Source organism: Vreelandella sulfidaeris Esulfide1 (genome assembly GCF_054072535.1).
This window is the reverse complement of sequence record NZ_CM133364.1, coordinates 2,228,349-2,242,946: the sequence shown is the minus strand read 5'-3', so window position 1 is coordinate 2,242,946 and position 14,598 is coordinate 2,228,349. Positions and strand designations below refer to the sequence as shown.

Annotated in this window: 12 protein-coding genes; 7 read left to right on the top strand and 5 right to left on the bottom strand. The window is 51.5% G+C overall.

All coding sequences use genetic code 11. The features are described 5' to 3' along the window. Nucleotides 1-113: 113 nt before the first annotated feature. Genes guaD through xdhA form a run of 4 tightly spaced genes read right to left on the bottom strand, consistent with a single transcriptional unit; the run spans nt 114 to nt 6,171 of the window. On the bottom strand, nt 114-1,433 hold the full coding sequence (gene guaD, locus ACW44H_RS10500; protein ID WP_457504418.1) for a guanine deaminase: 1,320 nt from the start codon (nt 1,431-1,433) through the stop codon (nt 114-116). 1 nt (nt 1,434) lies between these two features. After that, entirely contained in the window at nt 1,435-2,310 is an 876-nt protein-coding gene (xdhC, locus tag ACW44H_RS10495) for a xanthine dehydrogenase accessory protein XdhC (protein ID WP_457504416.1), read from the bottom strand. Then, on the bottom strand, nt 2,307-4,730 hold the full coding sequence (xdhB, locus tag ACW44H_RS10490) for a xanthine dehydrogenase molybdopterin binding subunit (RefSeq protein WP_457504415.1): 2,424 nt from the start codon (nt 4,728-4,730) through the stop codon (nt 2,307-2,309). Before xdhB ends, xdhC begins: the two co-directional genes overlap by 4 nt. Next, a complete protein-coding gene (gene xdhA / locus ACW44H_RS10485) occupies nt 4,714-6,171 on the bottom strand; it encodes a xanthine dehydrogenase small subunit (protein WP_457504414.1) in 1,458 nt (485 codons plus the stop codon). Before xdhA ends, xdhB begins: the two co-directional genes overlap by 17 nt. Nucleotides 6,172-6,357: 186 nt before the next feature. Between xdhA and ACW44H_RS10480 the strand changes: the two genes are divergently transcribed. After that, nucleotides 6,358-7,020, top strand: coding sequence for a TetR family transcriptional regulator C-terminal domain-containing protein (locus ACW44H_RS10480; protein ID WP_457504413.1), 663 nt, complete (start codon nt 6,358-6,360; stop codon nt 7,018-7,020). 7 nt (nt 7,021-7,027) lie between these two features. After that, the gene (hrpB, locus tag ACW44H_RS10475; RefSeq protein ID WP_457504411.1) at nt 7,028-9,466 is read left to right on the top strand and encodes an ATP-dependent helicase HrpB; all 2,439 of its coding nucleotides are present in this window, start codon (nt 7,028-7,030) and stop codon (nt 9,464-9,466) included. Between the two features lie 24 nt (nt 9,467-9,490). Here the strand turns inward: hrpB and ACW44H_RS10470 are convergent, their stop codons facing one another. Continuing rightward, nucleotides 9,491-9,706, bottom strand: a complete 216-nt coding sequence (locus ACW44H_RS10470; protein ID WP_457504410.1) for a hypothetical protein — start codon at nt 9,704-9,706, stop codon at nt 9,491-9,493. A gap of 201 nt (nt 9,707-9,907) precedes the next feature. Between ACW44H_RS10470 and ACW44H_RS10465 the strand changes: the two genes are divergently transcribed. From ACW44H_RS10465 to ACW44H_RS10445, 5 genes are all read left to right on the top strand, one after another. Next, a complete protein-coding gene (locus ACW44H_RS10465; protein WP_113270725.1) occupies nt 9,908-10,081 on the top strand; it encodes a DUF2970 domain-containing protein in 174 nt (57 codons plus the stop codon). A gap of 127 nt (nt 10,082-10,208) precedes the next feature. After that, on the top strand, nt 10,209-11,321 hold the full coding sequence (gene coxB, locus ACW44H_RS10460) for a cytochrome c oxidase subunit II (RefSeq protein ID WP_457504408.1): 1,113 nt from the start codon (nt 10,209-10,211) through the stop codon (nt 11,319-11,321). 51 nt (nt 11,322-11,372) lie between these two features. Then, entirely contained in the window at nt 11,373-13,007 is a 1,635-nt protein-coding gene (ctaD, locus tag ACW44H_RS10455) for a cytochrome c oxidase subunit I (RefSeq protein ID WP_113270723.1), read from the top strand. 42 nt (nt 13,008-13,049) lie between these two features. Continuing rightward, nucleotides 13,050-13,733: a cytochrome c oxidase assembly protein gene (locus ACW44H_RS10450; RefSeq protein WP_457504407.1), complete on the top strand. Its 684-nt coding sequence runs from the start codon at nt 13,050-13,052 to the stop codon at nt 13,731-13,733. Next, on the top strand, nt 13,730-14,590 hold the full coding sequence (locus tag ACW44H_RS10445; RefSeq protein WP_113270721.1) for a cytochrome c oxidase subunit 3: 861 nt from the start codon (nt 13,730-13,732) through the stop codon (nt 14,588-14,590). The genes ACW44H_RS10450 and ACW44H_RS10445 overlap by 4 nt, the downstream gene beginning before the upstream one ends. Nucleotides 14,591-14,598 lie beyond the last annotated feature (8 nt).

The window sequence follows — 14,598 nt, the reverse complement described above, 5'->3', positions numbered from 1 at the left end:
AGCCGTTTGCTGTGGCTGACTAAATGTCATGGCGAGGAGCGCAGCGACGTGGCCATCTCGACCTGCGGTGGCACCAGCCATCGCGAGCTGAAGCTGCCACCGGTAAACTGTGATTAGATGGTATCTCTACGATGTTGGCATTGCCCGCCTGACCAAGTTTCATAAATCGCGCGATCATCAGCGAGCATCATTAATGCGAACAGGCGCTCTCCAAGCGTTGCACAACGGTTGATACGCCGAGCTAATAACGACGTTGCCTGTGGGTCGATCACTACGAAATCAGCCTCAAGAGAAGGGGCTAGCTGGCCAATATGGCTATCCAGAGAGAGAGCCTTTGCATTACCCATGGTTAAACCGTAAAAGCCTTGCCATGCGGTGAGAGGTTGTCCGTTTAGCTGGCCCACTTGGTACGCTGCTTTAAGCGTTCCGAAGCCCGATAAGTCGGTACCTGCGCCGATATCGCTGGCAAAGGTAAATGCCATGCCGGTCTGTTTGGCCGCTTCTCGGTCAAATAAGCCGCTGCCCAGGAAAAGATTAGAGCTAGGGCAAAAGGCAATATTGGCGCCTCGATCCGCCAAGCGTTTGCGCATGCCGTTATCAAGATGGATGCCATGTGCGAAGGTACTGCGGGGGCCGACTAAACCTGCCTCTTCATAAACGGCCAAGTAGTCACGACTACCGGGAAACAGATCAGCTACCCAGTCCAGCTCACCGCTATTTTCAGCCAAGTGCGTTTGGAGCCAAAGTGTTGGGTCATTGCGTAGAAGAGCACCAGCGGCGTCCATTTGCTTTTTGGTCGAGGTGGGCGCAAATCTAGGGGTTAGGCTGTAGCCCAGACGGCCATTGCCGTGCCAATCCTCAATGAGTCGCTCGCTATCGGCAATGCCCGTCGCTCCGTCTAGTAACGCATCTGGTGCGTTGCGATCCATCAATACCTTGCCGGCCAACATACGCAAACGCCGCTTTTGACAAGCGTTGAAAAAGGCGTCCATGGCACCTGGGTGGCTGGAACCAAATACTTGAGCGGTGGTTGTACCTGCTCGCAACATTTCATCCAAAAAGGCATTGGATAGCGTTTCGGCGTGGGCATGGTCGGCAAAGCGACACTCTTCAGGGAAAGTGTAATCGTTTAGCCAGTCCAATAGTTGACGTCCATAGGAAGCCATAATGTCTAACTGAACATAGTGTACGTGGGTATCGATAAACCCCGGCATAATAAGTTTGTCACGATAATTGAGAACGTCAGCACCTTTGGGTAGTGAAGGTGAGAGTTCGGCGAAATGGCCGATGGCATGAATATGCTGGCCTTTCAGCCAAAGCAATCCGTCGCCGTAATGCTCTAAACTACCCGGTTCAGGCTTATCGCCATCCCCTGGGTCTCGGGCGAAACTAATTAGTTCGGCACGAATAAACGTATCATTGGTAGAATTCATATCAACTCGTGGTCGTCGGAGCGTTAGTAAAGAGTGCTCGCAGTGCTTTGGAATCAAGCCCGCGATTTTCTCGATAAGAGGGTGTGTCCGTTAGCCACAGCAGTTCGGTCACCACCGTTAAAGCAATCGCATAGGGCGTTTTATTATTGAGCTTAGTGGCGTGGATCAGGCCGATGGGGCTTCGCACCCGCGCAATTTGATCGGTGGGGTAACCATCGCGTTTAAGGCGTCCTTCAAAGCTAGCCCATTTGCTGGCAGAACCAATCAGTCCAATCGACGCAAGGTCATCGCGCTCAATCAACGCTTTGATTAGCATGTAGTCTTCTTCATGGTTATGGGTCATAACCAACGCATGTGCGCTAACAGGCAAAGCTGCGACACATTGGCTTGTATTGGAGAGGGAGTGGCAAGCAAGACGTGCCTGCTGCCGATAATTCTCATCAAACGCATCGCTACGGCTGTCGTACCAATGCAATTGCCATGGAAGTGCAGCACTTAGCTTTACAATCTCCTGCCCCACATGACCTGCACCAAATATCGCCAGATGCGCCTCTACACCTGGAAATGCCTCGAGCAGTATATTCACGAAGCCGCCACAACACTGGCCGCTTCGCCCTCCCAGTGAGAAGGCTTCTAAACTCAGTCCATAGCGCTGCGCTGCTAAGCGCTCGCGTGCTGCGGCAATGGTTTGCCACTCAAAAGTACCGCCCCCCAATGTGTCGAAAATCGCATCGTCGGTGATCACCATGCGTGCGCCAGGCTCGCGAGGAGTGGAGCCTGCGCTGGTCACCTGAGTGGCTAATACGTGCGGCGTGCCATCGCGCTGTAGGCGATGCAGCGCTGAATGCCAGGCTTCCGAAGCTGGCGAAATACTCACAGCGCTTTCTCCCTGATCGTATTAGCTGCCAGCATGACACGTTCAGGAGTAGCAGGCGTGTCTAAGTGGGGAGAGACGGTGTAGCCGGTAAGGCTTGAAAGTGCGTCACGTAGTGCAGACCACACACTGATACCGAGCATAAAAGGTGGCTCGCCAACCGCTTTTGAACGGTAAAGACTCGCCATGGAGTTAGGGTGACCTTCCAATAGCGAGACATTGAAGATAGCGGGTAAGTCTCCAAAGGTGGGGATTTTATAAGTGGCTGGGCCATCACTCAGGAGCACGCCTTTATCATTCCACTTGAGTTCTTCGCTTGTTAACCAGCCCATACCTTGGATAAAACCGCCTTCCACCTGACCAATATCAATGGCTGGATTTAGTGAATCTCCCACGTCATGCAAGATATCGACACGGTCTACCTGGTACTCCCCGCTCAATGTATCCACGCTTACCTCCGTCACTGCCGCGCCAAACGCATAGTAGTAGAAGGGACGGCCTTGACCGACCGAGCGGTCATAATGAATCAAAGGTGTGGCGTAGAAGCCTTTCTCCGATAGCGAGATACGATTGAGATAGGCTGTTTGGACTAGTTCACCCCAAGGAACGCGTCGCTCACTCTCACCAAGCCCGGCTACCAACATGCCATCCTCCAGGCGCATGCCTTCACGATCCAATCCCTCAGTAAAATGCTCTGCAGCAAAGTCAAAGAGACGTTCACGTAGTTTGCTGGCTGCGTCGCGTGCTGCCATACCGTTTAAATCAGCACCACTCGAGGCAGCGGTAGGGGAAGTGTTGGGGACTTTGTCGGTTCGCGTCGCGGTAATACGTACCTTATTTAGATCCAGCCCCAGCTCACGGGCTACGACCTGACAAATTTTGGTATGCAGGCCTTGTCCCATCTCGGTACCGCCGTGATTAATCATCACGCTGCCATCGGTATAAACATGCAAAAGGGCGCCTGCCTGATTAAGGTGTTGAGCGGTAAACGAGATGCCAAATTTAACCGGGGTAAGCGCCAATCCTTTCTTAATAACAGGGCTAGCGGCGTTGAAGTCACTGATCGCTTTCCGCCGCGCCCAGTAATCGCTGTCGTTTTCGAGTGTTGCAACAAGTGTATGCAGGAGTTGCCGCTGGTCGACCTGCTGCCCGTAGTGAGTCACCTCGCGGCCATCGCGGTAGAAGTTGCGTTTACGCACAGTCAGCGGGTCTTCACCAATCTGACGGGCAATGTCATCCATGGCCGCTTCGATGATCATCATCCCTTGGGGCCCACCAAAGCCCCGGAAGGCGGTATTAGAAGCGGTATGGGTTTTGGCTCGATGACCGACTACCTGAGCATCCCCCAGCGAGTAGGCGTTGTCGGCGTGGAACATAGCGCGATCAACGATAGCGTCGGAGAGATCCGGCGAGTAGCCGCAGTCACCGATGACGGTAATTTCTCCACCTTGAATAACGCCCTCGGCATCAATGGCGAGTCGATAGCGGTTATGAAAAGGATGGCGCTTGCCCGTAGCGCGCATATCTTCGCTGCGCGGTAGGCGCAAGCTAATCGATTTCCCCGTGCGGCGCGCTATGATCGCGGCAATGCAGGCCCACGGAGACGCCTGCGTCTCTTTGCCTCCAAACCCGCCCCCCATGCGGCGCACTTCTACGGTCACAGCGTGAAAAGGGATATCCAGCACTTCTGCCACTAGCTTTTGCGTTTCGCTCGGGTGTTGGTTAGAGGTATGGACGATAACGCCTTCATCCTCGGTAGGATGAACCACGCACGCCTGGCCTTCCAGATAGAAGTGCTCTTGCCCGCCGATAAATAGCTCACCCTCTATTATCTGCTCCGCTTGAGCCAGCGCCTGTTGCCAATCACCACGGGTTTGAACATGAGTGGGGCGTACAAACTCTTCGCGCTCTGTCGCAGCCACCGGGTCTAGGCTTGCAGGCTGCTCATCTATACTGATAGCCGCTAATCTTACCGCGCGGCGAGCTGCCTGCAGCGATGTTGCCGCCACAGCAAAGAGACATTGCCCTGCGTAGCTTATCTCTTGATCGACAAAAATGGGATCGCCTGGAAACACCGGACCAATATCGGTATGCCCCGGTACGTCATGGAAGGTAATCGCATCGAGCACGCCAGGTGCCTCTTTTACCTTGCTGAGATCAAGCTGCGTCAAGGTGCCATGGGCGACTGGCGATAGGCCTAATGCTACATGCAAGGCATCGGCGGGCAGTACTAAGTCGTCAATATAAGCGGCTTTGCCTGTCACATGTTTTTCGGCGCTCTCGTGAAAACTTGAGCTACCCGCTTGGCGTTGCCCAGTGCTATCGACCGTATGTCGAGCCAAGGGACCAGACCCTTGAATATGATCGTGAAGCTCTTGGCGAGCACGGCTGCTATCGCCATCCAGTTTAGTGAGCGTACGCATGGAGCATCACCTCTTGGTCGGGCGTTAAAAGAGAAAGGTAGAGGCGTTCAAGCAAGTTTTTGGCAGCCTGTTGACGATATTGCTGGCTACCTCGCACATCACTCATCGGCTGGAAATCAACCTCCAGTGCCTGCTGGGCGGCACGAAAAGCTTCTACAGAAATGTTGCTACCTTCGAGCGCTTTTTCGGCAGCTTGCGCGCGTTTGGGTATTGCTGCCATGCCGCCAAAAGCGATCCGTACATCGTGCAAAACACCCTGCTCAACACGGTAACTAAAGGCACCAAGTACCGCAGAAATATCATCTTCTCGACGCTTGGATAGCTTCCAAATACGTAGTTGGCTGTCTTTAGGCGCCTGGGGAATAAAGATTCGCGAAATAACTTCATCAGCCGCCAACGCGGTCTTTTTATAATCCAGAAAGAAGTCTTCAAGCGCTATGCAACGATTACCATAAGTGTTGGCAAGCTCTACATAGGCGCCTAAGACAAGTAGCACAGGCGGCGTATCGCCAATGGGAGAGGCATTTGCAATATTGCCCCCCATCGTTCCACGGTTTCGAATTTGCTGGGAGCCGAGGCGATGCAGAAGGTGAGCAAAGGTGGGGAAATGCTTGTTGAAGAGCGGTTCAAGCTTGGTGTAAGTGACTCCAGCGCCTATCCACCAGCCGGCTTGACGTTCTAATGTGGCCTCTTCGACCGTTAACAGCTCGGCAACACGTGAAATGTCAATTAACTGATCAAGCTGGGCCAAGCGCTGAGTGCTTTCCAGCCAAAGGTCTGTGCCGCCAGCCACAAGACGCGCCTGAGGGGCTGCTTGGCGCAGCTGTGTTAGTTCCACCAGAGACTGCGGCTGGGCAAAAAACGAGCTGGCGTCGGTTGCCGCTGTTAATGAAGGTAGACACTCAGCTTCTGTTAACGCCGCGTCGTACCACTGGGGGCGCTCGAAAGGCAGATCATTCATACGCAGCGCCGCCTCCCGAATAGGACGATAACCTGTGCAGCGGCACAAGTTGCCCCCCAAGGTTGCTTCAAGGCGTTCTGGGGTCAACGGAGCAGGACGCTGGGTAAGCTCGTCATGCAGAGTGAAAAGCGACATAACAATACCCGGCGTACAAAAACCGCACTGGCTACCATGGCACTCGATCATTGCTTCCTGAGCTGGGTGAAGCTGCCCCTCTTTGGCTAACCCTTCAACGGTCACCAGATGCTTGCCCTGAAGTTGGGGGGCAGGCGTAATACAAGCGTTGGCGCTAGCAAACCCTTGAATGTCAGCTGCTAACTCACCAATTGCGACAGTACAGGCACCACAGTCACCTGAGGCACAACCTTCTTTCGTGCCTGTTTCGGCCAAATGCTCGCGTAATAAGGTTAAAATGCTCGTGTCTGGTGAAACCTCACACCTCTGGGGAATACCATTGAGCAGGAACGCAATCGTTGCCATGCCGAACTCCATTGTAATTGTATAGACCGTATTGTGCTGACCGATCGGTCAATGTGGGTTGAGCTTGGGACAAAACGCCGTACCTTGCAAGTATTTGATCGCTGCACGGGAGTGGGGCAAGCTTATGGGAAATGCCACTGTTTGGGGCAATTGCCTAACCACCGATTCTATTAAGGGACACTGTTAATGACCGCCGTACCTGTCACTCAAGAAACCCCAAACCGGGAAAGAATTGAAGCAAGTATTTTAGCGGCCGCTGAGCAGGTGTTCTCGCAGCACGGCTACCGCGGGGCTAGCTTGCAAGTGATCGCCGATCGGGCCGGTCTTCCTAAAGCTAATATTTTGTACTACATGGGAAGCAAGCAAGCACTTTATGGGCGGCTGCTTAACCGCATGATGCACCGCTGGAATGAGGTGCTTGAAGACATTACTGTTGATAGTGACCCAGCGACGGTACTGAGTGACTTTATTCGCACTAAAATGGTGCTTGGTCAACGCTACCCCGAGGGTTCAAAGCTGTTTGCCGCCGAAATTTTAGCGGGTGCCCCCTTCTTGAGTGACTATCTGGCTGGCGAGCTGCGTGATTGGGTAGCTGCTCGCGCCGCGATCATTCGTCAATGGTCTATCCAGGGTAAAATGGATGACGTCGACCCCAGGTGGTTAATTTTCTTGATTTGGTCTGCCACCCAGCACTACACCGAATATAGCGCTCAGGTAAGCGGTATTCTAGGGCGGGATGCGTTGAGCGAAGATGACCTTGAATCAATTTCGGCATTTCTTGAGCACGTCATTTTAAAAGGCTGCGGGGTCAACCGGGTTAGTGTAAATGCTCGCAGAGCGGAAAAATGAACCCCTAATGAGTGTCTTACCGATTGATCAGCATCTTGATCATATTAAGAGCGTTTTAACCAACAGTAATCGTCTTATGCTCGTTGCCCAGCCGGGAGCGGGGAAGACTACCCGCGTGCCGCTTGTGCTGCTAACTGCTGATTGGGCAAGAGGGCAGAAACTGCTTTTGCTGGAACCCCGGCGCGTTGCAGCTCGCTTAGCAGCTAATTTTATAGCGCAGCAGTTAGGCGAACGCGTAGGGCAAACGGTGGGCTACCGCATGCGCGGTGATAGCTGTGTGAGTTCTCAAACCCGCTTAGAAGTCGTAACCCAAGGAGTCCTTACTCGCATGCTGCAGGATGACCCGCTACTGGAGGGCGTGGCCGGGATCATCTTTGACGAGTTTCATGAGCGTAGCGTGGAAGCTGACTTAGGCTTGGCGCTGGCATTGGATGTACAAACCAGTATTCGCGACGATTTACGCCTGCTGGTCATGTCGGCAACGCTGGATGTCGCGGCCCTTAGGCAGGTTCTAGGAGAACAGGTGTCCGTCATCGAATGTCATGGTCGTCAGTATCCTGTGGCGACCATTTACCGTCCTCCCTTGAGCGGCGAAGAGAGCGTTAGCCATGCTCTTCGAGTGATCAATGAAGCGCTAGCAAGTTCTATCACACGGGATATCCTAGTCATCTTGCCAGGCGTGGCCGAGATCAATCGCTTAGTGCAAACGTTGCAGCAGGCCTTGCCCCATCTCGCGATACGGGCACTGCATGGCAGAATGAGTATTACTGAACAGCAAGCGGCTTTGGCAGCGAACACACCACAGCAGCGTATTATTGTTTCCACCGCTATCACCGAATCGAGTATCACCGTAGATGGTATTAATGTGGTAATTGATGGTGGCTTGGAACGAGTGCCACTTTTTCAGCCACGCACCGGCTTGACCCGCTTGACAACTCGACGTATCAATCGCGCCAGTGCTGACCAGCGACGGGGGCGTGCAGGACGACAAGGCAAGGGCATCTGTTTTAGGCTTTGGCCCCAGGAGCAGGTACTTGTACCTTACATTGAGCCAGAAATTCGGCAAGCGGACCTCTCATCAGTGGTGCATGAGCTAGCGTGCTGGGGCGTAACATCGCCGCAGAAGCTGAGTTGGGTTACGTCTCCACCAGAGGGCGCCTGGCGTAGTGGCCAAGCATTACTGATACAGCTTGGTGTACTCGATGAGGATCATCGTCTCACTCCCCTGGGTCGCCGCTGTGCGCAGTGGCCTGTGGAGCCAAGGCTAGCCGTCATGCTGGAGAAGGCGGCCGACTTGAATACTTTGCCCTTAGCCTGCGGGCTAGCAGCATTGCTAGAGAGCCGTGACAGCATCGACTCTTCTCTGCAAGAGGCATTAGCAGAACGGCTTTGCCAGCCTAAACGCTTCCCTAATTGGCGACGTGAGGCGCTTAGGCTGACGAAAAAAGCCGGGGTATCACTGAGTGAGGCAGTGCTAGAGCCGCTTGGGTCGCTTTTGGCAATGGTCTATCCTGAGCGTATTGGTCAGCAGATAAGCCCCGGGAAGTTTCGACTGGCTAATGGCAAAACCGCTACGCTTGCTTTAAACGATACGCTGGCTCATCAGCCTTATATAGTGGCCGTCGCATTAAATAGCACGGCTTATGACGATGCGCGAATTACCGCTGGCGAGCCGCTCCTCATTGCTTCACTGCTTTCTCTCTATCCTGGAATTAGGCAATGGCAGTCGCGTGTAGCGTGGTCGCAAGATCAAGGCCGTTTAATAGGTGAAGAGGTACAAGCGCATGCTAGCCTAATAATTGCTAAACGGCCCTTGACGCAGCTGCCTGAAAAGGCAGTGAAACAGGCCTTACTGGACGCATTGCGTCAGCAGCCCAGCAGGTTATTCGGCGTAAAACTTCAGCAGTTGTGTGGACGTATGGCGCTGCTACGCGAAAAATTGGGTGAGGTATGGCCCGATTGGTCTGAACAGTCGTTATTAGCTTCGCTAGAGGCCTGGCTAGCACCGTACTTAGTCGGTGTAGCTCGGTTGAGCCAAATCGAGGGATTGCCATTAGAAAGCTACTTGATTAATACGCTGCCCTGGGAGGCTCAAAGGGAATTTGAGCGGCTAACCCCAGTGACGATTGAGGTTCCAAGTGGCAAATATGTTGGCTTGGATTACCTGCCATGCCTTTCCCGGCAACCGCCTATTTTAGCATTGAAACTTCAGGAAGCGTTTGGCTGGCGAATAACGCCCACCATTGTTAATGGTACCGTTGCCGTGATGATTCATTTACTTTCACCGGCGCGTAGGCCACTACAAATCACCCAAGATCTGGTCAGCTTTTGGCGAAATGGCTACCCTGAGGTACGCAAGGAAATGCGAGGCCGTTACCCTAAGCATCCTTGGCCAGAGGATCCGCTTACGTCACCCCCAACCGCGCATACCAAGCGGAAAGTGTGACAATTATCGCTGTGCTACCGGCTCTTACTCGCTGCGTTTTTCGGGAATTTCATCGGGAATGCGGTAGCGTACGCCTTCAACTTGTTGTTCTTCGAAGCGTTGATTTTCTTCCTCGGGTACAACGCCAATGACGGTTTCCTGTGAGCCGTCCGGCCATGTGTATGTAGTACACCCAGCTAATAGCAGGGGAAAAGCAATCAATAAAGTTTTGGCTGGTAGCATTGAGCGGCGCTTGAACATGGGCACTCCATAGGGGGACGCTATTTACTTAGGAAAAGCTTAGTATCGCATACCGAGAAACTATAGGTGGTCATTTCCTTAGCTGTAAACGTTAAGATCTTTTCTCTTGACCTGACGCACTGATTGGGTATGTCTATGATAGTAGTAGGATAACCTTGCAGGCCTAAAGGCATGTGAAAGCGACATTCACTTGGAGGTTTTATGTGGTCGGTGGTGAAGTCAGTGTTAGCAGCGCTACTGGGCGTTCAGAGCAACCAACAGCGGGAAAAAGATTTTAGTAGTAACAGGCCAGCTGCCTTCATTGCTGTTGGCGTAGTGATTACGCTGTTATTTGTTTCGCTGCTCTTTTTTCTGGCTATTTTCGCTGCCCGCTGAAAAGCGTTGAGAGCGTTAAATAAGCAAAGCGTGACGAATGGCACATATTTTCTATACTGCTAATATCTCACTTAACCCTGTCCTAATCTAACGAAGAGTAATAACAACAATAATACTGGAGGTTTCTATGCGTTCATGGTCGTGGCTAATAGCCATATCCCTTGCTGTAGGCGGGTCGCAGGCTCAGGCGAACGGCTGGAATATGACCGTTGGTGTAACGGATATAAGCAGCGATATTTTTGGTCTGCACATGACCATTTTTTGGATATGTGTCGTGATTGGCGTAGTGGTCTTTGGGGTAATGTTCTACTCCCTGTTTCGTTATCGCCATTCGAAAGGCGCAAAGGCTGCCAATTTCCATGAACATACCAGTGTGGAAGTATTATGGACTGCCATCCCTGTCCTGATCCTGGTCGGTATGGCTGTTCCCGCCACTGCAACTTTAAAAAATATGTACGACTCTTCAGACGCAGACTTGGATGTCATGATAACCGGCCAGCAATGGCGCTGGCACTACGAATACCTTGGTGAGGATGTGGGGTTTACTTCGAGCATGAGTACGCCAAGAACGCAATTGAGAGGCGAAGAGGAGCGCGGAGAGCACTATTTATTAGAAGTTGATAAGCCGCTCGTCCTCCCCATTAACCGCAAAGTACGCTTTCTCATGACATCTGACGACGTTATCCATTCCTGGTGGGTGCCGGACCTAGCGGTCAAGCAAGATACTATTCCAGGCTTTATTAATGAAAACTGGGTAAAGATTAATGAGCCAGGTATTTATCGTGGGCAGTGCGCTGAGCTCTGTGGCCTTGACCATGGTTTTATGCCGATTGTGGTGCATGCGATGGAAGAAGAGGAGTTTGATGGCTGGCTAGCGGAGCGGAAAGAGGCAGCTGCAGAAGAGGCAATGGGTGTTGATAAGACATGGGAAATGGGAGATTTAGTGGAAGAGGGCCAGTTGATTTACCAAACGATTTGTTCTTCTTGCCATCAGAGCGAAGGCCAGGGGGCGCCACCTGCATTTCCGGCGTTAGCAAATAACGAACAGTTACTCAGCGACCTGGATTGGCACCTTGATAAGGTCATAAATGGCGTGTCAGGTGCAGCAATGCCTGCTTTCCGTAACACCTTAAACCCTGTTGAGATAGCCGCTGTGGTCACCTATACACGTAATGCTTGGGGTAACGATACCGGGGATGTAGTGCAGCCCTCAACGGTGGTTGAAAAAATCTCCCAGTAATACTGGTCTGCCACGCATTTGACTACAACAACAATACTTTAGGAGAGTATGATGGCGCCTAAATTGCCCCCTCAGCCTTCATTACAACACAGCTCAACGGCAGTCGCCGACGGTCAAGCCCATGGCCACTCAGCGCCGCCTAAAGGTATTTTGCGGTGGCTACTGACCACTAACCACAAAGAGATTGGCTCTCTTTATCTGATTTTTTCGCTAACGATGTTTTTCATCGGTGGAATATTTGCTCTTGTGGTGAGGGCTGAGCTCTTTCAGCCCGGACTACAGATGGTAGAGCCCGAGTTTTTTAATCAGATGACCACCATGCATGGTTTGATCATGGTTTTCGCTGCCGTTATGCCCGCTTTTACTGGTTTAGCCAACTGGATGATACCGCTGCAAATTGGAGCGCCAGACATGGCGTTGCCGCGATTAAATAATTTCAGTTTTTGGCTGCTTCCTGTTGCTTTTACGCTGCTCCTTTCAACGCTGCTTATGCCTGGCGGTGGTCCAAATTTTGGTTGGACTTTTTACGCGCCGCTATCAACAAACTATGCGCCGCCATCCACGACGTTTTTTATTCTCGCATTACATATTGCTGGCATTAGCTCCATTCTCGGAGCGATCAACATCGTTGCGACTATTTTGAATATGCGCGCACCGGGCATGCGCTTAATGGATATGCCGCTCTTTGTGTGGACCTGGTTAATTACGGCTTTTCTACTGATCGCGGTTATGCCGGTATTGGCGGCCGTGATTACCATGATGCTCATGGATATTAACTTTGGAACCAGTTTTTTTGATGCGGCAGGAGGGGGGGACCCGGTGCTGTTCCAGCATTTGTTCTGGACCTTTGGACACCCTGAAGTCTACATCATGATCTTACCTGCCTTTGGTATTGTCTCGGCTATCATTCCAACCTTTGCGCGAAAGCCGTTGTTCGGTTATGCCTCAATGGTTTATGCCACGGCAGCTATTGCTCTGCTTTCATTTTTGGTCTGGGCTCATCATATGTTTTTGGTGGGAATGCCCTTAGTGGCAGAACTTTTTTTTATGTATGCGACCATGTTGATTGCCGTTCCTACTGGCGTAAAAGTGTTTAACTGGGTAACTACGCTTTTTCGTGGCTCAATCAGTTTTGAATCACCGATGCTGTTTGCCCTGGCTTTTGTCGTTTTATTCACTATTGGTGGTTTTTCAGGGCTGATGCTGGCGATTGCGCCAGCCGATTTTCAATACCATGATACTTACTTCGTCGTTGCCCACTTTCACTACGTATTAGTGCCTGGGGCAATATTCGCCATCATGGCAGGGGTGTATTACTGGCTGCCGAAATGGACGGGGCATTACCCGAATGAACGGCTTGCCCAGTGGCATTTTTGGTTTTCTATCATCGGTGTCAACTTAACTTTCTTCCCCATGCATTTCGCAGGCTTGGCGGGTATGCCTCGGCGAATCCCTGATTATGCCCTTCAGTTTGCTGACTTTAACCTTCTATCAAGTATCGGAGCCTTCTTCTTCGGTGCGTCACAGCTGCTATTCGTGTTGGGCGTCATACTATGCGTTCGAGGTGGGAAAAAAGCACCCGCGAAAGCATGGGAGGGCGCAATGGACTTAGAGTGGACAGTGCCTAGCCCAGCACCATTGCATACGTTTGAAACGCCGCCAGTGCTTCATCGCGCCTCTCACTAAAAATGACATAGACCACACAGGCCAGTAGGCCAAAGAGGTGTTATGGATAGCCGAGAACAGGTCCATGTAGGGGTTCGTCGCACGGTGATTAGGACGATCGCTGTGCTGGTGGGCATGTTTGCCTTTTCCTTTGCATTAGTGCCGCTTTATGACGTTTTTTGCCGTATTACTGGGCTTAATGGCAAAGTTGATGCCACCGCACAGAGTATCGTGCACGAAGAAGTGGATGAGACGCGCTTTATTAACGTGCAATTTATCACCCGTAGCAGCCCTGGTTTACCGTGGCAGATGAATGTAGAAGTACGCCAAATGAGCGTACATCCAGGGCAAATGGCAGAAGTTGATTTTACTTTTACCAATAACAGCCATAGTGAAAACTGGGGGCGGGCTGTGCCCAGTGTCTCGCCCTCTGAAGCTACACGTCATTTACGCAAAATCAGCTGTTTCTGTTTTCAAGAACAGCAGTTGCAGGCGAATGAGCGTTTAACTATTCCGCTGGTATTCCAATTATCTCGTGACCTGCCTGAAGACATTAACACCATTACTTTGGTGTATACGCTGTATCCAGTTGAACGAGCAATTCGTAATGCCGCACTTATTTATATGCTTAATGGCAGTGCCATTGATGTTTTGAATGAACCTTTCTCTAACAGTCCTCAGCGTAATTTCTATAACAGTTCTCAGGATAACTCCAAAAACAACAAAGCGGCGGGAGAAGTGATATGAGCAGCGGTAGCTATTACGTTCCGGCGAGTAGTCGGTGGCCTATTCTCGGCTCGGTGGCACTTGGTGCCATGATGGTCGGTATCGGTGTCAAACTTGTCTATGACACGGGTTTGCCGCTAGTGTTAATCGGCGTGGCGGGCATTATCTCTGTGATGGGCCTCTGGTTTCGTGATGTGATTAGCGAGTCTCGAGGCGGTTTGTATGACGCTCAGATGGATCGCTCTTTCCGGTGGGGGATGGGATGGTTCATTTTTTCGGAAGTCATGTTTTTCGCAGGGTTTTTCGGTGCGCTGTTTTACGTACGTATGTTTACTATTCCCTGGTTAGGAGGGGAAGGCGCGAAAGGGGTTTCAGCGTTATTGTGGCCTGACTTTGTGGCTGCTTGGCCGCTAATGAATCCGCCGGATGCTTCTGTCGTTGGACCACGGGAAGTGTTTAGTCCGTGGCAATTACCGCTCGTTAATACCCTGATTCTGATTACTTCAAGTATTACGTTGACGGTTGCTCATGAAGCTTTAAAAGTAGGCTATCGAAAAACATGTCGCAACTGGTTAACGGGAACGGTACTGCTAGGGTGCTGCTTTATCATCATTCAGGGCATTGAATATTATGAGGCCTATGCACATTACGGAATCACTTTAGAAGCCGGAATTTTTGGTGCGACTTTCTTTATTTTAACGGGTTTTCATGGTGTTCACGTCATTATCGGTACCCTGATTTTAGCGACTATGCTGGTGCGTATTATTAAAGGGCATTTTGCCGACGAAAATCATTTTGGTTTTGAAGCCTCTTGCTGGTATTGGCACTTTGTTGATGTGGTCTGGGTTGGGCTGTTCATTTTTGTCTATGTTCTATAGCTCTTTAG

What these genes read in the sequence shown, in the direction of transcription:
- guaD (WP_457504418.1), bottom strand. Translation starts at nt 1,433, where the DNA reads ATGAATTCTACCAATGATACGTTTATTCGTGCCGAACTAATTAGTTTC.
- ACW44H_RS10465 (WP_113270725.1), top strand. Translation starts at nt 9,908, where the DNA reads ATGTGGTCGGTGGTGAAGTCAGTGTTAGCAGCGCTACTGGGCGTTCAG.
- xdhB (WP_457504415.1), bottom strand. Translation starts at nt 4,730, where the DNA reads ATGCGTACGCTCACTAAACTGGATGGCGATAGCAGCCGTGCTCGCCAA.
- ACW44H_RS10470 (WP_457504410.1), bottom strand. Translation starts at nt 9,706, where the DNA reads ATGTTCAAGCGCCGCTCAATGCTACCAGCCAAAACTTTATTGATTGCT.
- ACW44H_RS10450 (WP_457504407.1), top strand. Translation starts at nt 13,050, where the DNA reads ATGGATAGCCGAGAACAGGTCCATGTAGGGGTTCGTCGCACGGTGATT.
- hrpB (WP_457504411.1), top strand. Translation starts at nt 7,028, where the DNA reads ATGAGTGTCTTACCGATTGATCAGCATCTTGATCATATTAAGAGCGTT.
- coxB (WP_457504408.1), top strand. Translation starts at nt 10,209, where the DNA reads ATGCGTTCATGGTCGTGGCTAATAGCCATATCCCTTGCTGTAGGCGGG.
- ACW44H_RS10445 (WP_113270721.1), top strand. Translation starts at nt 13,730, where the DNA reads ATGAGCAGCGGTAGCTATTACGTTCCGGCGAGTAGTCGGTGGCCTATT.
- ACW44H_RS10480 (WP_457504413.1), top strand. Translation starts at nt 6,358, where the DNA reads ATGACCGCCGTACCTGTCACTCAAGAAACCCCAAACCGGGAAAGAATT.
- xdhA (WP_457504414.1), bottom strand. Translation starts at nt 6,171, where the DNA reads ATGGCAACGATTGCGTTCCTGCTCAATGGTATTCCCCAGAGGTGTGAG.
- ctaD (WP_113270723.1), top strand. Translation starts at nt 11,373, where the DNA reads ATGGCGCCTAAATTGCCCCCTCAGCCTTCATTACAACACAGCTCAACG.